The sequence below is a fragment of the Campylobacter blaseri genome, assembly GCF_013201895.1.
GTDB lineage: Bacteria > Campylobacterota > Campylobacteria > Campylobacterales > Campylobacteraceae > Campylobacter_B > Campylobacter_B blaseri.
This window is the reverse complement of the sequence record NZ_CP053841.1, coordinates 1,426,361-1,445,806: the sequence shown is the minus strand read 5'-3', so window position 1 is coordinate 1,445,806 and position 19,446 is coordinate 1,426,361. Positions and strand designations below refer to the sequence as shown.

The following is a 19,446-nucleotide window of genomic DNA, read 5'->3' as shown; positions in this document are numbered from 1 at the left end:
CCCTATGCATAAAATTTATTTTGAGAAATTTTCATTTTAGAACCGATGATTGCATATATATCTTCATCAAAAAATTCTAAAATAAAAAACAAGCAGTATAAAACTGCCACAACCACTAATGAATATAAAATTAAAACAAACCACGCTATAAATCCAGCTATAAATACAATAATTAAGCTCGTTGAAGTTAAACCTATTATTTTTGTTTTTTTAGTTAAATCCATATAGCAGTCTGTTACTATCATTTTTGCTTCCTTACATTGCCGCCGCAGTTAATCCGTAACAAATACCAAGAATAATTGAAGCAATTAAAATAGATTTTGCGTGATTTTTTGCAGCTTCAATATTAAAGAATGCAACTAATGCTAAAAATATAATCCATAAAACACCAAGTACAAGAATGACTGTATTTAAAACACTTGCTACACTACTTCCAGCTTCCGTGATTTGTTCATTTGCAGCAGTTGCCATTTTTTTAAGCACATTGTCTCCTGCACCAAATAAAAAGACTGGCGAACATACTAAGAGCCAGTAAATCTTTTTGAGGTTTTTTGAAATTTTTTTCATTGAGTTGTCCTTTGATTATGATTTTATTTCATAACTATATCAAAATCAAAAAAGAAACATTTTGTAATTTTATTTTTTAAAATTACCATTTTATAGGCATTTGCTAAGTGTATTTAATTTATTTTAATATTTTCATTTACTTTTTGATTTTTTTAGTTTTTATTATATTTGCGATGTTTGATGAAGTTTTTTTAAAAAATATTGTTTTGCAAAATGTTCTAATTAAATTTTTTTCTTATTTTTCCATTTTTTACATATTTTTATAATTTTGTTTATTCTTTTTTGTTTTTTGCAAATATGATTTTTTATTTCTTATTAGTTTTAAAATTTTTCAAATATTTTTTTAAAATTTTCTATTTTTTCTTTAATTACTTTGTTTTATTCAAAAATAAAAATGCAAAGCCTTTTTTATTTTATTTTTGAAATTTGTTAAAAATTCAAAAATCAGCTATAAATGCCGATTTTTTCGGTATTTATGCTAAAAAATGGCACACAAAAGGGGTTATCCTGCCTTACTTCTTCTAATCTCTTTTTTATTTTTACTAAGCTAATATAATTTTCAAATATTTTTTATTTTTTTTGGAGATTGTTTTGAGTAGTATTGATTGGGATAAATATTTTGATGAATTAAAAGCTATCAGAGCTGGACGAACTAAATTTACAAAATCCGAGCATAAAAATATTTATTTTGAAGGTGGTAGAGGATTTGCAAGATCTAATACTAATTTTTCAAAAAATAATTTTACCAAACAATCCGTTATTAAAATGATTTCAAATTTACCAAAAACTTCAATTAAAAGATGCATTGATTATGCTCTTAAAAATTCTATTGACGGCACAGCTATTAATGAAAAAGGGGAGAAAGTAAGCAGTGATGAAGTGATGATAGAATGGAGCAAGGATTTTGGCAAAAATCTAAACTCAAAAGATGCATGGCATTTAATGTTTTCTATCAAAGAGCCATGCAGTGATAAACAAAAATTAAAAGCTTTAGAGCAAAGTGTTAAGAGTGTTCTTGGTACTAATTTTACAGGACATAAGTATGTGTTTGTAACGCATACTCATCAGAATAATCCGCATGTACATGTGGTCTTAAATAAAAGAAATAATTTTACTGGCAAAAAAATTCACTTTGATAGTCGTACGGAGATTAGAGAATTTTTTGATGATGCAAGGGATGCATTTGCTTATGCCCTATCAGCTCGTGGTCTAAAATATGAAAATAAAAATTTCTTGGATAAGGATTTAAAAAACCAATTTAACAAAATAAAATCTAGTATTAAGCTTGAGGCGGATGATTATACGGCTAAGGATAAAATCAACGACTATTATGATAAAATGCAAGATAAAAACAGAGAAAAATACAACTCGACTGCTGAGCGAATTAAAACTATGAATGATGATCTTGAGAAACTTAAAAAAGTCAATGAAGAGCTTTTAAAACTTTTCTTACTCTATGCTAAAAAGCGAAATAAAAAATCGTATAAACTTGCTAAAGAATTAAAGCAAAGCAATAAAATTATCAAGGACAAAAGCAATAAAATTTTAATTGAAATTAAAAATATTAACAAGCTAACGTATGAAGCTAATCGCCTTAACGAGATGAAACTCGCAAACTATAAAGACCGCTCAGTTGGGCTTACTTTGCTTGAAAATTTTAGCTATAACTACAACAAGCTTTATCCGAAAAACAAAGGTGCGAGTAAGGCTGATTTTGAGAATTATACAAAAGTTAAACGAGCCATAGCCGTGCTTCGCGATAGAAAAGATGACAATGCTAAAAAATACTTTGATGATAGCTTAATCGTTACTAGGATGCTCGGTCACAATGAAAGTCTTTTTAAACTAGGTAAAAAGCTTGAGACTTTGGATAAAAATTTATACATTTTAGAACATTCAGAACTTGGAGCTGATGAAGCTAAAGAGTTTAAAAAACGGCTTAATAGTAATAAAGAATTTATTACTGAAGTGTGTGAGAAGCGGTTTGAATATGTTTCTAAAAAGCTTTTAAAAAGTGAAAATATAAACAAAAATGACTTTTTATTTAAAGAATATTTTAAGGGTGTTTCTGTACTTAGTACCCAGCCAAATGAGCGACTGGCTAAAATCAAAAAAGAAGCAGACATGGCAGATAAATTCAGCTCTCGTAGTGGCATTAATAAATCAAAATCTAAAAGCAAAGATGGCTTTGAAATTAGACAAAATGCGTACAGGGAGTAGTTTTTCTCCCTTTTTCTCATAATTTATTTTTGATTTTCTTTTGAATTTTCTTTAATTATATTTTTTATCTTATCGCCATATGGCTTCTCTAGTTCAATTTTATGCTCTTGTAATTTTTTATACTCTTTTTCAATGCTTCTTATAAGTTCTGTTTTTGCTTGTGGCATTAAAATATCTTTTTTTTTGGTAAAATAATCAACATTTTTTTCTAAATTTTTACATAGTTCTTTTTTTGTCTCTTTTAAAACTTCTTGTATATTTCCTTTAAGTTTTGGTAATTTTGTATGTATTGTTTGCTCTATAATTTCATTTTGTATATTATCGTAATCATGTGAAGACCAGTTTCTAACACGCCTTAATCCTTTTAGTTCGTCTTTGTCAAATTTACTTAAAATTTTATATTCTTGATCTTTTTCTAACTTTTCAAATTGTTGATGAATTACATCAAAGTGTTTCATTATGGCAGGTTTTAAAATTGACTCATCTTCTAAAGCTTTTTTAACCCCTTTTAAACTACAAATTTTTTCTATTTCTTCTATTTTTTCAACCGCTATTTCCAATCTTCGGATGTGCTTAGACATAAATTGCCCCTTTTACTATTTTATTATCTTCCATTTTTTGTTCTGAGTAAAAATCACAAATATCTACAGATTTGTGAAATTTATTTGAAATTTGCTTTCTTAAATTATCCAAATACTCAAGTGCATTATACACATCTAGTCTCTCTAAAAACTCTTTTTTATCCGCTAAAACAACTATATCAATATCTGAATTTTCATCAGCATAACCTTTGGCATAACTTCCAAATAAGCCTATTTTTTTAATGCCATCATTTTTAAGGTTTGACTTTAGTTCTGATAAATACTCCAATATAGCATCTTTTGTCAAAATAGAGTTTTTATATTCTTGTTTTAAAACTATCATTTTTTACTCTTTTTATTGTAATCTTTATCAAATGATTTTTAAACTATATTCTGTCTATCTTTTTCCAATTTATCGATTTATTTCCATTATTTTATCTATATCGATATTGACTGTCTCTTTACCTAATTCTTTACAATATTTCAACTTTTCAGTTAAATAATATATTTTATTGAGTTTTGCCATTTTGTTTGCTGCATCAAGATAAATATTGCCTTGAACATTTCTTTGCCCTTTAACTCTCGTTTCTTCATCGGCTATCTTTTTTGCTTCTTTTGCTTCTTTCTCCATTTTTAATAGTCTTTTACATTCTACTTCTGTTAATTGATCAGGTTTTTTTGAGGATATACTATTAATATCGCTTGTTTGTTTGCTACTTTGCATCTTTGGTGGTTCGGGTAACTTTAATTCACTGCATCCTGATATTATAACCCCTGTTGTAGCAATAGCTACTAAAGTTTTAAACCTTTGCATAATCTTCTCCTTGAATTTTCCAAAATTATACATACTTTAGAATAAATATGTTCTTATAATTATACCACTATTTTCTTAAAGTGTGTTAAAATATGATTATATTGTGTTAAATATATAGTAAAATATTAGTTATATTAAAGTTATAAAGTGTTAAATAATTAGTTATTATAAAGTTATTTATAAGTTATAAAGTGTTATTTAAAATATAATCTCTTTTTTTATTATGTATTATTTATTTTACAAAAAAGAGACTATTTTGAATATGCTATAACAATTCATTGCTCTTTCTTTTTTTGTTATTTGTTTTTTATTCTACTTTATCGGAACATTTTGTAAAAAGTTGTAATTCATAAAATGCTATCAAATAGCGATTTTATCGGTTTTTTAGTTATATTTTGTAAGCTTATACAAGCCTTAAAGTGTAAAAAACACCTGTTTTAATGAAGGAGTTGCCACTTATTTCTTTTTATTTCTGGTGTATGTTTTACTTTTGTGAGTTAAAAGTAAATTTAATTATAGGTTATATATGCGTTAAAAATGGGTTAAATATAGTTTTGTTTGTTTTCTTTGCTCTATCTCTTCGTCGATAAATGTTAGGACTTCTTCGCTTAAACCTTTAAATTCAAAGCCTAATGAGTCAAGATAATTTACCATCATTTCTATTGTTTTTTTAAAAATATAATCTCTTTGTCGTTTATATTGCTTATTTGCTCAAAGGGAAGAGGAGCTTTTGATAATTCCATCATTGTTTCATATGCTCTTTCAAATTTATTATAGCGTCTATCCATGTTTTAATTTCCTTTTCGCTTTATCGGGACATTTTGTAAAAAGTTGTAATTCATAAAATGCTATCAAATAGCGATTTTATCGGTTTTTTAGTTATATTTTGTAAGCTTATATAAGCCTTAAAGTGTAAAAAGCCCTATTTTATTTCCCCTTTATCTCTGTTTTAAATAATCTTTTTCTATTTTTTTACAGACGATATCTAGTCTTTTATAACACTCTCTCATTTCTGCTAAACATCGTACTTTTAGCTCTATTTCTTTAAATTTAGACATATTACATCCAAATAGTTCCTTTACTTTATTGTTTTTCGCCTGTGGTTCTAAAATATCATATTTCTTTGATAAATATTCCACTTTTTTGTTAAATTCGTTTAATGGCTTTGTGATACTCTCTTTGCTAATTTCATCAGCTTTTAGTCCAAGTATTTTCCCTACAACCAAATCATCATTAAAGTCTTTTAAAATGGCTTTATCTGTTACTGCTCGTGGGATTATCTCTTTTACTATGCCATTAAATTCTATCCCCTTTTTATCGTTATCAAATGCTAGTATTATATTTGCATCTGTAGCTTTTTCATTTAGATAACTAAATACTTCTTTTTGGCTACTTGATATTTGCCCATTTGTTGAGCATAAAATAGTTTCTTTTAAATTTAACTTTTTTAGTTCACAATATGACAAAGCATCTATTGCACTCTCGCAAATTACAATATATTTAAAGTTTTCTAAATTTTTTTGCGAGTCGTCCCCTTTTAAAATTTCTAATCCTTTGTTTCCGTTGCACAGCTGTTTAATTGGCTTGTCATAAGGATTTCCTTGCCTATCTTTAGTAAGAGGTTTTGAAAGGTAGCTAACACTTCCTGTTTGGATTAAAAATTCAATTTTTTTCTCTCCATTGCGAAAGCTTTTACAAGTGTAACTTGGTGCTATGGCATTTGCATATTTTTCATCTTGTTTTAACATGCTAAAACTATTTAAAATTTGGGGATCAATTTTCCTTTTGACTACTAAAAATGAATTGCTTGTAATAATAGGTAATTTTTTAAAGTCTTCTATTACTTTTTTATTGCTTTGATTTGTTGTTTCTATCGGTTTTATATTGCTTTTTAATTCGTTTATATTTATTCTATCGATGTTTATTAGATCTCTTATTCCTACACCACGATTCTTTGCAAAATTATAAATATTTCCCCTATCGTCATTGTCACTTGGATTAAAATATAAATAATGCCCATTGGCTTGGCGTGATATAACTATTGTATCGTCTTGATCGTTTGTAAGTGTCTTATAATTTCTACTGCTCTTATTTCTCTTCTCGTAGTAACCGTTATTTTTTAAAATTTCATCCAATGGAAGTTCTGCTAAATTTTCTTTTTTTACTTCCATAGCAATTTTAATCCTTATTTACCCAGCAATCTTTTTTAATATTTTCTACTTTATAATAAGTTTTGCAAAACTCTGAGTTTGATCTTTTACAAAATTTACTACTACTTGTGTTAACTATTAAATTTTTAAAGCCTTTTGCTTTTAAATTATTATATTCATCTTTTGAAATATTTGTATAAGCCTTTTCACTAGACCATTCTATGCTAGAATACCATCTAGTATTTTTACATACATTTTTTGGCTTAACATTTGTGTATTTATGATTATAAAGTGCATTACAAAATCCAAAAAGCTTAGTTCTTGGTCTGTATTTATACTCTATACAATGACATCTTTTATCCCCACAATTTTCTTTAACACATTTTGTTTCAGGATGATTATTCAACCATTCCGCTGTGCATTTATCAGCACTTAGATTAGGCAAAACATTGTCTCTTAAATCTGCAAATACTTTATCGTCGACTGCAGATGAGCCAACAGGACAAAGTCTTAAAAAATTTCTTCTGGCATTAACAGTATCGCTCCAATGTCTGTGATGAATACTAAAATAACGTTTTAATGATGGAGAACACTCGCTAGGTCTTGTTCCGCTAGATAAACATAAAATAGCTTCACAAGCAAGTTTTGTGTCACCTGTTAGTATATCTCCTGCATTTAGACTACTTGCTAAAAACAAAGCCGAAATTATGACTAAAACTCGTTTTTTCATTTCTACTCCTTTGTTGAAATTTGTGCTTCTTCTTCGTGCATTATGCTCTCACTTGGCTCTAAATTCGAGTCAAGTATATTTTCGGTTTTGTTTGGATCGCAAACGTCTTTTTTATCCCCTTTTTTATTTAACCAATAAAATTCTTTAACTCTAACTTCCCAAATATATCTCGTATTTCCGTTATTATCTATATATTCGTCTGTTGCTAATTCCCCTGAGCATAAAAATTGAGAGCCTTGTTTAAAGTATTGATTTGCTACTTCTGCCGTTTTGCCAAATAGTTTAATAGGTATCCAATCTGTATGCTCTACTCTGTTTCCGCTACTATCTGTCCATTTTTTAGTTATTGCCAATGAATTACTTGCTATTGTATTTCCTGCGTTGCTGTATCTTAATTCAAAATCTCTTCCCAGATATCCACACAAATCAACTTTATTCATTTTAATTACTCCTTTTGAATATAAATTTTGGAAGTCCTAGTTCATCTTTTGGTAGCTGTTTTGTTTCGGGTTCAAATATATTATCATTGCGTTTATATTCGACTACGTTTTTATTAAAACTCTCTTCAGTTAAATTTTTATTGCTGTTATTATATGAATGCCTACTTGATGCCATTGTGCTTGTATAGTTGATGTTTAACTCATATTGATGTTGTAAATTTTCTAAAATTTTAAGCAGTAATGAGTTTGTAAGTGCTTGGGCTTGTTTTTGATTGTTTGCCTTACTTAGTTGTTTTGCGAATTTATTTAAATCGTCATTCATTTTTGCTTTTGAGTATGAATTTGTTTTATCTTCTTTGTGAAACACATCTTCAAATGCCAATAATGCATCAGTCTTTGTTGCATTCTCTCTTGCTTGTAAAAATTTTTCCGCATTTTTAATATTTGCAATCTGAGCTTTATAGTTTGCTCTTTCTATTGGATCAATGGATGCATTCATCTTGGCGGTTATTTCTTCTATACTTTTGCTTAAATTTACTCCATTTCTTAGTGCGTAAGTGCATTGATTTATTTTGCTTGTTAGTTTATTGCTTGAAGTCTTAACCGATATTCCAAAAAATTGACTATTTGTTTCTAAAAACGAACAAGCCATTTTAACTCTTGCCACGTCACCCATAATATCTTCTGGAATATTTTTAACGCTACTATAGATGTCTTTCATTGAATTGATCATCTGTGTTACATCTCCTAGTATTTGATTAACATCATTCATATCAACACCTAATTCTTTCATTTGTTTTTCAAAGTTTAATGTGTCTTGAACCATTTGCTCATATTGTTTAATTTGTTCCGCATAATCTTTTAAAGTTTGAGTATATCCAACTACAGCTTGTGCAATCGCAGCAACATCAATTGTTGGAATTCCACCAGCATTTAAATTATTCAAATATAGTGAAGTTGCAATACTTAGTGCTATTAATGTTTTTTTCATTTGCTATCCTTTATCTTCCTTTTAATTTATTGTTAAGTATCAAATCTTTATCATTTGCTTTTTGCATTTTTTCAAAAGACTTTGGATAGTGTGTTTTAAATCTAATTTTGTTTATATTTTTTCCTATTTTAAATTCATCATAGGATTTAATTATAGTTTTTATATCTGCATTTAATGTTTTCTTTTGAAGATTACTCTCATTTTGCATAAGTTCAAATTCATTTTTTAATTCTTTGTATAATTTTGGATTTTCTTCTTGAAATATTTTATTTTGTTCTTGCTTTGGCATATCAAGTATTTTGATATTGTTAAACATATGTTCATAAGCTTTATCTTGATTATATGGTTCGTATGAAACAGCCAACGCTTGATTTAATTCAATATATTTTTCTTCTTGGTTTTGTTTATTATCTTGTTGGCTGTTTAAAACTTCTTTTATGTATTCCAGTTTTTCTTTAGGTGTTTTATTGCTATATGGAGTTATTTCTTCGTTATTTTGTTGCATTTATCGCTCTTGTCCTTTTGATTTTTCCTTTTTCATTTCTTTTTCTAGTTTTTCATACATTTTTGGATAATTAAATTTAAATCTTTCTTTGTTGATATCTTTGTCAATATCTTGTATATCTCTTTTTTTATTTTTTTGGAAGTATTCTTTTAATTTATCATATACTTTTGCTTCTCTGTCCATTTTTTTGTATTCATTTCTTAAAATGCTTAAATCTAATATATAATCTTTGTCTATTTTTTCATAGAATGATTTTTCCAACCATTCGACATTTACACTTCCATCTTTATTTAATTCTTTTTTAGTTGGCTCATACAATCTTTCATTTGTTATCTTTTTGGCTTTAGTCGAGCTTATTGCTCTTTCAATCAAATTTTCTTTTACAAAAATTTCTTTATTTTCAATTGTTTTTTGTTTACTATCTTCATCTATAAATTTTTCATTTGATAGAATTATATGTTGCCCATAATCTATTCCAATCTGTTCGTATTCTTTATAATAAAATTCTGCTTTTTTAGGATTATGTTCGTTTGCTAAATACATAGCAAAGTTGATGTCTTCGGCTCTAACTGCTATTTCAGTTAATTCTATACTTTTCATTTCATTTTTATCTATTTTGTCAATTTTACAATGATCATCTATTATATATTCTATAATCTCTCTTTTTTGTTTTGGAGTTAAAGATTTTAAAAATTCTTTTTTTTCTTCCTTTGTTATGGTGGCATATGTGGCAAAATAATCTAAATCGCCATAAAAATTGCTAACATTAAACATAAGACCTTCAAAATTTTTAACTTCCATTTGTCCACCATTTTCTTCTTTACCAATAGTAATGCCCGTCATTGCTAGTTCCTTTCAAGCACATTTGTGCTTTTGTTTAAAATTTTATTTTTTGTTTGTTTTAAAGTATCATTTATTTTTTTATAAAATTTAGGATAATTTTCTTTGAAATTTGGAGTTTCTTTCTCTATGTTGCTTATCATTGTTTTTAATTTTTCATATCCTTTAACATCTAATCCTTTTTTGGTTTCTTTTTCATATGTACTTTGTAGTTTAGTATAATTTATTTGCTCATTTTCCATAGTTGTTAAACCATTTTTAACCTTTTTTTGTTCTTTATATACTTCTTTTACCAAATCCCCTACAACTTCTTTAAAATTAGGACTATCAAATGCCATTTCTAGTTTTTCTTTACGTTGTTTGTCTTTAGTTTCGCTTTCTTCTTTCCCCTGTTTTAACATCATTTCTAGGCTTCTATCCATTTCCTGTAATGCCGTAATTACACCATTTATCCCATCGCTGTTCATTAAATTGTCTATAGACTTTTGAAAATTTGCTTCAAGCTTTGATTGTTGTTCTTTTAATGCTTCTAGCTCTTTTTCGTGTTGTAGCTCAAGTTCTTTAGCTCTTTTATCCCAGTCATCTTGTTCGGCTGAGTTACCTTGATTTTGCTTCTTGCCTTGTTCTTCTTGGTTTTCTTTCCCTTTTTCTATTTCGTTAGTATTGTCTTTTAAATTTTCATTTTTTATCTCTTTTTCTTTTGCTTTTATTTGCTCGTCTAATTTTTCTTTTTCTTTTAAAATTTCCAAGCTCTCTTTTAAATTCTGATTATTTTTTATATTATCCAACTTGTTTTTTAAAAATTCTCTTTTTTGTTTTGGGCTTTTAAATTCGTTTAGTTCTGCTTGTTTTTCTTGTATTTTCTCATCTATTTTTTCTTTTTTTTCTAATGTTTCAATGGCTTGTTTTGCATCTTTACTTAAATGTTCATTAGAAGAATTAAAACTTTGCTGTGCTTGTTTTTTCTTCTCTTTATTTTCTTCTAATTCTGATCTGTTATTTTTTTGTTCTAATGGTTCATATATTTCTTGCTCTTGAAGATAACTCCATTCGTTAAGTTGCTCTTGTGTTAGCTTATCGATCATCGTTTAGTCCTATTATTAATTTAATTCATAGTGTTAATTTTAAACAAACACTTTTAAAGTATTTTACTTCTATTTAAATTTAAAATAGCTGTAAAAAATGACACACAAAAAACAAAAAAACGGCTAAAAATTTAAAAATGCTCACAAATGCCATTTAAATGCTCTACAATCAAAATTAAACTTTTTTCGTATGTTTTCCTTACTTTTTATTTTTAAGCCCTAAAATACCCCTTAAAATTAATCAAAATTGCCAACAACCATTAAAACATTAAAAAAATATTTTAATCATTCAAATTTTAAAAAATCCCTTTGTCATTAATAATTAAAATAAATTTTTTCTTAAAAAGCAAAAAAATAAAAAAATCTAAAATCTGTACTAAAACTATAATTTAATATTTTTTTAAGTTTTGTCAAATTTAAATAAAATTTAAAAAATTCTAAATTTCTAAACTCTCCAATATTTAATTTCTTTTCCCTTTTTAAATTTGTATTTTATATATAGTAAGGGCTGGAACATTTTGTAAAAACTTAAACTTTTATTCTAATTTTTGCTTAATCCTTTAAAAACCTTTAAATGCTATGTTGTGTTCTTATTTTTAGACTTGAACCTTAATTTAAAAAATCGTTTTATCGGAACATTTTGTAATTCTTAGTATAAATTTAGATTATTTTTAAGCTATTTTTAATATATTAATCCCTTTATTATGGACTTTAAGCTTTGAAATATTATTTTATATTATTTTTAAATCTTAAATTATACTATTAATTTAATATTATAATAAAATATTTATTTATATTAAGGGAATAATGCTTATATGTTAAATTTACTTATTGAGATTTTTTTGCTAAAATCTACTTATGAAAAATTTACCAAAAAATAGAAATATTTATATTCAAAAAGGCAGGTTTTATGTTGACCATCAAAAAGATGGTGAGAGAATTCGTCGCTCTACTGGTATTAAAAAGTCTGCTCTTGCATTTGATTTTATACGTAAAAATTATGATAGGTTTATAGGTTCTAAGGCTGAACTCGAAAAAGCTAGGCGTGATTATTATGAGCTTGAGAATTCCCAAGTCGATCGTCAACTAAGAAAAACAGAAAATGAATTAAAGCTTATAAAAAATAGTAGCGAGTTTAGTTTTGATAGTGTGATTAATAATTTGCTTCAAGAAAAATCTTTTTTAAAAGACAAAACTATTAAGCTTTATGGTGTTATGAGTAATGCTGTTAGTGATTTTTTAGAATATAAAGGCATCCATTATTTACCTGATTTTAAAAGGCATCATAGTGTTGAATTTGTTCAATTTTTTAAGGATAAAGGCTTAAAAGATAGCTCTATTAGTGGCTATTGCTCCTTTTTAAAAATGTTATTTCGCTATGCTGTAAATAATGATTTAATCTCAAAAAACCCGTTTTACATGCCAAGATTCAAACAACAATATGACAATGTGAACGATGAAAAATTTACACCTTTTAGCCTTGAAGAAATTTTAGAACTTATAAAAAATGCGAACGATGAGGAACTACGTTTATTTTTGATAGTTGCTTTTTTTACAGGTGCTAGAACTGGCGAGATTTTCGCTCTTACTTTTGGTGATTTAGATTTTGAAAATAGACAAATTCGCATCAATAAAACACTTTCTGATGTCGGTATCGTGGATTCTCCAAAAACCAAAACAAGTAATCGCACGATTGATATGCTTAGCATCGTTTATAAAGAACTTATAAAGCTAGATGCAAGTGATAAAAATAAAAGAATTTTTAGGCGTTCTCGTTCAATGATAAGGATTAAATTTAATGATTTGCAAGAAAAACTTGGCTATAATATACGCAGACTTTACGACACTAGGCATTCGTTTGCATCCGTTATGCTAAGTCGTGGTGAGGAGCCGATGTGGGTTGGTTGCAAAATGATGGGACATAAGGACTTGAATGAAACTTATCGCTCGTATGCAAAATATTTGCCAAAAGAAGTCAAGCAAAGGGCTGTTTTTTTAAATGATATTGTCATTTAAAATTTATTTTTAGACATATTTTTAGAAAAGTATGCTATAATATCAATAAAATTTAATAAAAATAGAATGATTTTCGCTTCTTTTAATGCGTTTAAAGCCCCATTTTATGGTATTCAAGCTTAATATTTTTAAGTAGCATAATAAGATATAGAAACAATGAAAAAGTTTTTAATATTTTTAATATTATTTTATTGATTATAATTCTAATTTTGTCATTTATTATACCATTAAAATCCAATAACCTATGGCTGATATGGTTTATACTATTCTTTGGTATGTGGTTATTTTGGGTGTTATTAATTGCAAATCATTTTACAAAACAAGACTTTAAACTGACTTTTATTAGCTCATTCTTTATGATTTTATTTTCTTTAGCTATATTAGCCTCTGGAAATGTTTTTAAAATTCTAAATTACGGCAACATCAATTATAAAACCCTAGTTTTAGATAAAAAAGCGTTTTACACATTACCTGATGAAATTTGTAAAGAAAATTGTGAAAATAAAGAATCAAATACATATATAGATAAAGGCGATAACAAAGACATGATAGAACTCCACAACATAAAAGCATTATCAACTTTAGGGAAATTTTATTATTTGCAAACAACTGATGGTTTGAGATTTGAAATAGATGCAAACTATATTAAAAGCAAAGTGCCAAATAATAATTAAAACAAACATGGGTATTTATCTAGTTTATAAATTTAACTTATAAAATTTAATAAAGCCAATTTATAACTAGATAAATCCTAAAACAAAGTAATATGTTTTAGGATTATTTCTATAAAAACGAAAAACAATATTAATTTATAGCATATTAAATCTTGTTTTAATTATTTTATAGTTATAATTTTATTTAATATAAATTTATAGTTTACATAAATTAAAAAATAACTTAATTTAAACTATAGATAAATAACAACACAAAGGCTCTTATGAAAACAGCTCTTAGCTCACTTGGGCTAATTACTGCTATAAATAAAATTCCATTTGATGCAAACACTATAATTAACAAATTCGCCCTAAATGAGATTGAACCAAGCATTGAAGAGTTTGTTAGGATTGCAAAACATTGTGAGTTTAGAGCAAAGATTAAAAAACTTGATAAAGCTTTAATTATAAAATATGAAGCACCATTTGTAGTTCAAAAACAAGATAATACTTTTTTTACTATCTTAAAAGTTTTAGAAGATGGTAACAAGTATTTAATCTATGATGGTGGAAACGAAGCAAGAGAGATAAGCTATGAAGAGCTTACAGCCATATCAAATCCAAAATTTATAGTATTAGCACATAAGACATTAAACTCTCAAGTTAAATTTGGATTTGCTTGGTTTTATAAAAGAATGCTTAAGTTTAAAAGAATTGTATTTGAGGTATTAATTGCCTCATTTATAATGCAACTCTTTGGACTTGTTACTCCACTTTTTACTCAAGTTGTTTTAGATAAAGTTTTAACTCACCATAGCATAAGCACACTAAATGTTATTGCAATTGCATTTTTTGCTGTTATTATCTTTGAGATGCTTTTATCTTTGTGTAGAAACTACATCTTTGCTCATACTACTACTAAAATAGACTCAAGGCTTGGTAGTGAGCTATTTAGCCATTTAGTTCTTCTTCCAATGACCTACTTTGAAAACAGAAAAGTTGGAAATATAGTTGCAAGGGTTAGAGAACTTGATAGCATAAGAGACTTTATAGCAAACAAATCAGTCACAGTTTTACTAGATATTTTATTTAGCTTTGTGTTTATTGCTATGATGCTTTTATATAGTGTAAAACTAACCTTAGTTGCCATAGGATTTGTAACTATAATTGCTCTAATCTACTTTTTTATAACTCCACTTCTTAGAAAAAGGCTTGAAGATAAGTTTCAAATGGGAGCAGCTAGTAACTCATACTTAGTTGAGTCAGTTACAGGTATGCAAACAGTAAAATCCCTAGCCATTGAAGGAAGCATGCAAAAGCAGTGGGAAGAGTATCTAAGCAAATATGTAAGATCTAGTTTTAATCTAAACAATTTAAGCAATATAGCAGGAGGCTTTGCAGGAGCACTTCAAAAACTAATGACTTTAAGCATACTCTATCTTGGTGTTGGACTTGTAATAGAAGGAAAGTTAAGTGTTGGGCAATTAATTGCATTTCAAATGTTTGCAGGACAATTTTCAGCCCCAATTATGCGTTTGGTTGGTCTTTGGAATGAGTTTCAACAAGCACTTTTAAGTGTAGATAGACTAGGCGATATTCTAAACACTCCAACAGAGCAAAGCACCAATAAGCCAATAGCAATTGAAAGAATCAAAGGTGATATTAGATTTGATAATGTTAGCTTTAGATATACACCAAGTTCAAATTTAGTCCTTAAAAATATCTCTCTTCACATACCACCAAATAGAAGCATTGGGATAGTTGGAAGAAGTGGTAGTGGAAAAAGTACCATCACAAAACTAATTGAGAGATTATATCTTCAAAGTGAGGGAGCTATCTATATAGATGGCATAGATATAAGACATCTAAACCCATATATCCTTAGGCAAAACATAGGGGTGGTTTTACAAGAGAGCTATCTTTTTAGTGGAAGCATAAAAGATAATATAACATTTGCAGCAACAAACGCTAGTATGCAAAGTGTGATTGCAGCTGCAACTGTTTCAGGTGCCCATGAGTTTATAAGTGAGTTACCAAATGGATATGATACTTTAGTTGGAGAAAGAGGCTCAGCTTTAAGTGGTGGTCAAAAACAAAGAATTGCCATAGCAAGAGCACTTATAAATAACCCAAGAATTTTAATATTTGATGAGGCAACATCTGCACTTGATTATGAGAGTGAGAGCATTATAAATAAAAACTTAGTTAAGATTAAAGAGAATAAAACATTTATTATAATAGCTCATAGACTAAGCACTGTAAGAAATTGTGATGAGATATTTGTAATGGATAAAGGCGAGATAAAAGAGCGCGGTACTCATGATGAGCTTATGGCACTAAATGGATACTATAAAAACCTATATGATAAGCAGGTAAGTTAAATATGAATACGGATCTAACTACCATTAAAATACAACAAACTACTCCCATTAAAACCCACTCAATAATTTTAAATCCAAACACTGCATATAAAAAACAACTATCTTTGCTAAGTTTATTTAAGGTAAAAAATGGTTAAAATATTTAAAGATATAAAAGATGATTCATATGAGTTTAAACCAACCATTGTAGAGATTGAAGAGACACCGCTAAATCCTATAGGAAGATCAATTTTATGGATAGTTATTGCCATTATAGTATTTGGAGTTTTTTGGCTATTTTTTGCTAAAGTAGATATAGTTGTAAGTGCAAGTGGTAAGTATATACCAAGTGGAAATATAAAGATATTAAAACCACTTGAAAGTGGGATAATCTCTAAAATTCTTGTAAAAGAAGGAGATAAGGTTAAAGCAAAACAGCCTTTGATTGTGATTGACCCTAGTGTATCAACAGTAAATTTAACAACAAAAAAAGAGAACTTAAAAGCCTTAAAATATTCCATAACAAGGTTAGAGCTTTTAGTAAATAAAGATGAGTTTATAAAAGATGTAAATTTAAGTATAGATGAAAAATCTCTTTATATAAATCAAAAAACAAACTATGATGAAACCATATCTCAATACAGCTTTAAAATAGAACAGCTCATAAACTCCATTAAAGCAAATGAAGAGGAGATTAAAAAGCTAACCTTACTAAAAGATATTGCAACTAAAAGAGTAGAAAAACTAAATAGAGTAAAAGAGATTATAGCCTATAAAGAGTATGAAGATGCAAAGAGTAAAGAGCTTGATTTAAAATCACAACTCATAGTCTCAAACGAAAAACTACTAATGGAAAAAGCAAGACTTAATGAGATTAAAACAGAGCTTGATGTCTTTAAAAGCTCTTCCAAATCAAAGTGGATGGATGAGCTTTTAAATAAACAAAAAGAGGCAAGCTTAGTTAGAGCTGAAATTAATGCTCTAACCTTCCAAACAAAACAACAAATCATATCATCCCCTGTTGATGGCTATGTTGGCAAACTTTTAGTTCATACCATTGGCTCATCCATTAATAACTCTGAAGAGCTTTTATCTATAATCCCATCAGATGAGCCATTAATCATTAGTGCAAATATGCTAAATAGAGATGTTGGATTTTTAAAACTTGATCAAAATGTCTCTATAAAAGTAGATGCTTTTAACTTTCAAAAATATGGCAAGATAGATGGCAAGCTAATACACATTGCAAATGACTCTATAAAAGATGAAAAGCTAGGTGAAATCTATGAAATAAAAGTTAAACCTTTAAAGACAAGCTTAATGGTAGATGGAGAACTAAAACAGATGGAGCCTGGTATGAGTGTAGTAGCTGAAGTAAAGGTAGGAAAAAGAAGAGTAATTGAGCTTTTTATATACCCTATTATAAAATACCTAGATGAAGGGCTTAGTGTTAAATGAAAAAACTCATAACACTAGCTTTTATAACTATATCATTACTAAATTTAGCCTTTGCAAATGAGGTTAAATTTAGCTTTGAGTATCTTTTAGATAGAGCCAAAAAAGACTCACCTACTCTAAACATAAAAGATATAGATATAAAACTAGCCAAAGAAGATACTAAATTTCAAAAGGCTGATTTTTATCCAAGATTGATATTTAGTGCCTCATCTCAGTATTCAGATACATTTGATAAAAATTATAACTCTATATATGTAGGAGAAACAGGGCTTCCAACCTCCACCTCTTATCAAAACCAAGCATCAATAATTCTTAGGTATGATATATTTACATTTGGAAAAGATACACTTGAACTTAAAGCCTCTAAAGAAAACATCATAAAATCAACATATGATAAATGCAACTATGAAGTAGAACTTAGTCTAAATTTACTTGAAAATTATAAAAAAGCATTAGAACTTAAAAATAATATATCAATCTACACAAAACTAGAAGACTCATACAATAAACTAAACACATATGCAAAAAGATTAAAAAATGCAGGAGAGCTTAGCAGTATAGACACAAATAACTACAAACTAAAACTACTAGATGTAAAGACAAGATTAAAAACACTAAAGATAGAAGCTAAAACAATACTTTCAACGATAATGGTTTTAACTAGCACTAAGATAAACTCATTAGATGAACTAGCTAATTTTAGTGATGAGATGGGTATATATAACTTTACAGACTTTAACAATACCTATGAAGCTAAGTTTTTAGACTCTGAGCTTAAAAGCATAAAACTTAGTAAAGAGGCATTAGAAAAAGAGTATTATCCTACTATCTCGCTATATGCTAAGTATAACTTTTATGGAAGTGATAGAAACAACTATGAAAGAGCCTATAAGGATATGGACAGACATGGATATGAAGTTGGAGTTACATTTACTTGGGAGTTATATGATGGTGGAAGAAGAAAAGCAAAGATAACTAAACTAGAGCTTGAAAAACAAAAACTTGCATACAAAAAAGCCCAAGCAAAACTAGAGTATCAAAAACAAATAGATGATTTAAATGCATACTTAGAAGCTAAAGATGAAACAAAAGAGCTACTAAATCAAATTCATAAAGATACTAAAAAACAGACAGATCAAATAAACAAACTCTATCTTAGTGGAGAGAGCAATAAGATAGAAATTTTAGAATCCTTAGTTAACTCATTAAGCAAAGAGTTAGAGCTAAACAACCACATCATAAACTCACAATCAAATAGCATTAAAGCAACCATACTATCTTCACAGATAAAAGAGTGCCATTAAGAATAAGAGTCTATTGTTTTAGCTATTTAAAAGACTTTTTGTTTTTTAACTTAGAGACCTTAACTAAAATCTCTTATTTTATATTTATATAGTTATTTATCTTGTCATTTAAAGGCTTATTATTAGCTGTTTAAAGCACAAACAAAGAATACAACTAGATATTAAAATATCTATAATTTAAACATAAAAGAAAGCAAAGACTAAAATATTAGTTTGAAGTAACTAAAAAGTATAATTTAAAACCTATTTCCTAGCTGATTAAAGCATAGGTAAAATCTAACTATTTAATCAATATATTTAATTTTAAAATAAATCTCTATAAAAAATATCATTAAATTACAAAAACAACAACTTAAAACTTAATATTATAATTTATAAAATACACAACATAGCTACCATTAATTTTAAAGTGTAAAAAGTTAATATAGTTGATAACAAATTTCAATAATAAATTTAAATATAATTTCAAATTAGTAATAATTTTATGAGTTTATTTAAGTTTTATTTAGATAATATTTTATTGTTAATTTAATATGTCAAATTTGAATAACAAAACAATAACAAGGAGTAAGTTATGCAAAGTTTTAAAACAACCTATAAAAACATAAAACTTACCTACACAAATACACTACTTAATCAATCAAATATATAAAACCATACAGATAAAATTTACAGACCAAACCAATAAACCAAACAATAAAGAAACTTATATGAAATTTAATCAAACAGATA

20 protein-coding genes are annotated in these 19,446 nt (G+C 27.4%); 6 read left to right on the top strand and 14 right to left on the bottom strand.

Translation table 11 applies throughout. The annotated features are described in order from the left end of the window. Positions 1 to 2: 2 nt before the first annotated feature. Together CBLAS_RS07190 and CBLAS_RS07185 are read right to left on the bottom strand one after the other, a co-directional pair. The gene (locus CBLAS_RS07190; protein WP_106872894.1) at positions 3 to 245 is read right to left on the bottom strand and encodes a hypothetical protein; all 243 of its coding nucleotides are present in this window, start codon (positions 243 to 245) and stop codon (positions 3 to 5) included. Positions 246 to 255: 10 nt separating this feature from the next. Next, positions 256 to 567: a hypothetical protein gene (locus CBLAS_RS07185; protein WP_106872896.1), complete on the bottom strand. Its 312-nt coding sequence runs from the start codon at positions 565 to 567 to the stop codon at positions 256 to 258. Positions 568 to 1,158: 591 nt separating this feature from the next. Between CBLAS_RS07185 and CBLAS_RS07180 the strand changes: the two genes are divergently transcribed. Then, on the top strand, positions 1,159 to 2,787 hold the full coding sequence (locus CBLAS_RS07180) for a relaxase/mobilization nuclease domain-containing protein (RefSeq protein ID WP_106872898.1): 1,629 nt from the start codon (positions 1,159 to 1,161) through the stop codon (positions 2,785 to 2,787). Positions 2,788 to 2,810: 23 nt separating this feature from the next. Here the strand turns inward: CBLAS_RS07180 and CBLAS_RS07175 are convergent, their stop codons facing one another. The 12 genes from CBLAS_RS07175 to CBLAS_RS07125 form a co-directional block, all read right to left on the bottom strand. Next, complete coding sequence (locus CBLAS_RS07175) at positions 2,811 to 3,368, bottom strand: HepT-like ribonuclease domain-containing protein (protein WP_106872900.1); 558 nt, start codon at positions 3,366 to 3,368, stop codon at positions 2,811 to 2,813. After that, positions 3,361 to 3,711: a nucleotidyltransferase family protein gene (locus CBLAS_RS07170; protein ID WP_106872902.1), complete on the bottom strand. Its 351-nt coding sequence runs from the start codon at positions 3,709 to 3,711 to the stop codon at positions 3,361 to 3,363. Before CBLAS_RS07170 ends, CBLAS_RS07175 begins: the two co-directional genes overlap by 8 nt. Before the next feature lie 69 nt (positions 3,712 to 3,780). Then, positions 3,781 to 4,182: a hypothetical protein gene (locus tag CBLAS_RS07165; protein ID WP_106872904.1), complete on the bottom strand. Its 402-nt coding sequence runs from the start codon at positions 4,180 to 4,182 to the stop codon at positions 3,781 to 3,783. A 531-nt stretch (positions 4,183 to 4,713) separates the two neighbouring features. Then, on the bottom strand, positions 4,714 to 4,836 hold the full coding sequence (locus CBLAS_RS09695; protein WP_280527638.1) for a hypothetical protein: 123 nt from the start codon (positions 4,834 to 4,836) through the stop codon (positions 4,714 to 4,716). A gap of 5 nt (positions 4,837 to 4,841) precedes the next feature. Next, a complete protein-coding gene (locus CBLAS_RS09690; protein WP_277620717.1) occupies positions 4,842 to 4,970 on the bottom strand; it encodes a hypothetical protein in 129 nt (42 codons plus the stop codon). Between the two features lie 150 nt (positions 4,971 to 5,120). Continuing rightward, entirely contained in the window at positions 5,121 to 6,353 is a 1,233-nt protein-coding gene (locus CBLAS_RS07155; protein ID WP_106872906.1) for a toprim domain-containing protein, read from the bottom strand. Between the two features lie 7 nt (positions 6,354 to 6,360). After that, positions 6,361 to 7,062 (bottom strand): TrbM/KikA/MpfK family conjugal transfer protein, encoded by a 702-nt coding sequence (locus CBLAS_RS07150; RefSeq protein WP_106872908.1) that lies wholly within the window; start codon positions 7,060 to 7,062, stop codon positions 6,361 to 6,363. Positions 7,063 to 7,064: 2 nt separating this feature from the next. Then, the gene (locus tag CBLAS_RS07145; protein WP_106872910.1) at positions 7,065 to 7,502 is read right to left on the bottom strand and encodes a single-stranded DNA-binding protein; all 438 of its coding nucleotides are present in this window, start codon (positions 7,500 to 7,502) and stop codon (positions 7,065 to 7,067) included. A gap of 1 nt (position 7,503) precedes the next feature. Then, positions 7,504 to 8,493: a TrbJ/VirB5 family protein gene (locus CBLAS_RS07140; protein WP_106872912.1), complete on the bottom strand. Its 990-nt coding sequence runs from the start codon at positions 8,491 to 8,493 to the stop codon at positions 7,504 to 7,506. A gap of 10 nt (positions 8,494 to 8,503) precedes the next feature. Next, on the bottom strand, positions 8,504 to 8,998 hold the full coding sequence (locus CBLAS_RS07135; protein ID WP_106872914.1) for a hypothetical protein: 495 nt from the start codon (positions 8,996 to 8,998) through the stop codon (positions 8,504 to 8,506). After that, positions 8,999 to 9,841 carry a hypothetical protein gene (locus tag CBLAS_RS07130; protein ID WP_106872916.1) on the bottom strand — a complete coding sequence of 281 codons (843 nt, stop codon included), beginning with the start codon at positions 9,839 to 9,841 and terminating at the stop codon, positions 8,999 to 9,001. It lies immediately after the preceding gene. A 2-nt stretch (positions 9,842 to 9,843) separates the two neighbouring features. Continuing rightward, positions 9,844 to 10,923, bottom strand: coding sequence for a hypothetical protein (locus CBLAS_RS07125; RefSeq protein ID WP_106872918.1), 1,080 nt, complete (start codon positions 10,921 to 10,923; stop codon positions 9,844 to 9,846). 858 nt (positions 10,924 to 11,781) lie between these two features. Here CBLAS_RS07125 and CBLAS_RS07120 point away from each other — a divergent pair. The 5 genes from CBLAS_RS07120 to CBLAS_RS07100 all read left to right on the top strand — a co-directional run bounded on the left by CBLAS_RS07120 (position 11,782) and on the right by CBLAS_RS07100 (position 18,714). Beyond that, positions 11,782 to 12,939 carry a tyrosine-type recombinase/integrase gene (locus tag CBLAS_RS07120; protein ID WP_106872920.1) on the top strand — a complete coding sequence of 386 codons (1,158 nt, stop codon included), beginning with the start codon at positions 11,782 to 11,784 and terminating at the stop codon, positions 12,937 to 12,939. Positions 12,940 to 13,295: 356 nt separating this feature from the next. Then, on the top strand, positions 13,296 to 13,613 hold the full coding sequence (locus CBLAS_RS07115) for a hypothetical protein (protein WP_133169632.1): 318 nt from the start codon (positions 13,296 to 13,298) through the stop codon (positions 13,611 to 13,613). A 263-nt stretch (positions 13,614 to 13,876) separates the two neighbouring features. Further along, entirely contained in the window at positions 13,877 to 15,973 is a 2,097-nt protein-coding gene (locus CBLAS_RS07110) for a peptidase domain-containing ABC transporter (RefSeq protein WP_106872924.1), read from the top strand. A gap of 129 nt (positions 15,974 to 16,102) precedes the next feature. Then, positions 16,103 to 17,410, top strand: a complete 1,308-nt coding sequence (locus tag CBLAS_RS07105; RefSeq protein WP_106872926.1) for an HlyD family type I secretion periplasmic adaptor subunit — start codon at positions 16,103 to 16,105, stop codon at positions 17,408 to 17,410. Further along, complete coding sequence (locus CBLAS_RS07100) at positions 17,407 to 18,714, top strand: TolC family protein (RefSeq protein ID WP_106872928.1); 1,308 nt, start codon at positions 17,407 to 17,409, stop codon at positions 18,712 to 18,714. The genes CBLAS_RS07105 and CBLAS_RS07100 overlap by 4 nt, the downstream gene beginning before the upstream one ends. Positions 18,715 to 19,446 lie beyond the last annotated feature (732 nt).

What these genes read in the sequence shown, in the direction of transcription:
- CBLAS_RS07165 (WP_106872904.1), bottom strand. Translation starts at nt 4,182, where the DNA reads ATGCAAAGGTTTAAAACTTTAGTAGCTATTGCTACAACAGGGGTTATA.
- CBLAS_RS07120 (WP_106872920.1), top strand. Translation starts at nt 11,782, where the DNA reads ATGAAAAATTTACCAAAAAATAGAAATATTTATATTCAAAAAGGCAGG.
- CBLAS_RS07130 (WP_106872916.1), bottom strand. Translation starts at nt 9,841, where the DNA reads ATGACGGGCATTACTATTGGTAAAGAAGAAAATGGTGGACAAATGGAA.
- CBLAS_RS07145 (WP_106872910.1), bottom strand. Translation starts at nt 7,502, where the DNA reads ATGAATAAAGTTGATTTGTGTGGATATCTGGGAAGAGATTTTGAATTA.
- CBLAS_RS07115 (WP_133169632.1), top strand. Translation starts at nt 13,296, where the DNA reads ATGATTTTATTTTCTTTAGCTATATTAGCCTCTGGAAATGTTTTTAAA.
- CBLAS_RS07110 (WP_106872924.1), top strand. Translation starts at nt 13,877, where the DNA reads ATGAAAACAGCTCTTAGCTCACTTGGGCTAATTACTGCTATAAATAAA.
- CBLAS_RS07125 (WP_106872918.1), bottom strand. Translation starts at nt 10,923, where the DNA reads ATGATCGATAAGCTAACACAAGAGCAACTTAACGAATGGAGTTATCTT.
- CBLAS_RS07175 (WP_106872900.1), bottom strand. Translation starts at nt 3,368, where the DNA reads ATGTCTAAGCACATCCGAAGATTGGAAATAGCGGTTGAAAAAATAGAA.
- CBLAS_RS07190 (WP_106872894.1), bottom strand. Translation starts at nt 245, where the DNA reads ATGATAGTAACAGACTGCTATATGGATTTAACTAAAAAAACAAAAATA.
- CBLAS_RS07100 (WP_106872928.1), top strand. Translation starts at nt 17,407, where the DNA reads ATGAAAAAACTCATAACACTAGCTTTTATAACTATATCATTACTAAAT.
- CBLAS_RS07105 (WP_106872926.1), top strand. Translation starts at nt 16,103, where the DNA reads ATGGTTAAAATATTTAAAGATATAAAAGATGATTCATATGAGTTTAAA.
- CBLAS_RS07135 (WP_106872914.1), bottom strand. Translation starts at nt 8,998, where the DNA reads ATGCAACAAAATAACGAAGAAATAACTCCATATAGCAATAAAACACCT.
- CBLAS_RS09690 (WP_277620717.1), bottom strand. Translation starts at nt 4,970, where the DNA reads ATGGATAGACGCTATAATAAATTTGAAAGAGCATATGAAACAATGATG.
- CBLAS_RS07140 (WP_106872912.1), bottom strand. Translation starts at nt 8,493, where the DNA reads ATGAAAAAAACATTAATAGCACTAAGTATTGCAACTTCACTATATTTG.
- CBLAS_RS07155 (WP_106872906.1), bottom strand. Translation starts at nt 6,353, where the DNA reads ATGGAAGTAAAAAAAGAAAATTTAGCAGAACTTCCATTGGATGAAATT.
- CBLAS_RS09695 (WP_280527638.1), bottom strand. Translation starts at nt 4,836, where the DNA reads ATGGTAAATTATCTTGACTCATTAGGCTTTGAATTTAAAGGTTTAAGC.
- CBLAS_RS07150 (WP_106872908.1), bottom strand. Translation starts at nt 7,062, where the DNA reads ATGAAAAAACGAGTTTTAGTCATAATTTCGGCTTTGTTTTTAGCAAGT.
- CBLAS_RS07185 (WP_106872896.1), bottom strand. Translation starts at nt 567, where the DNA reads ATGAAAAAAATTTCAAAAAACCTCAAAAAGATTTACTGGCTCTTAGTA.
- CBLAS_RS07170 (WP_106872902.1), bottom strand. Translation starts at nt 3,711, where the DNA reads ATGATAGTTTTAAAACAAGAATATAAAAACTCTATTTTGACAAAAGAT.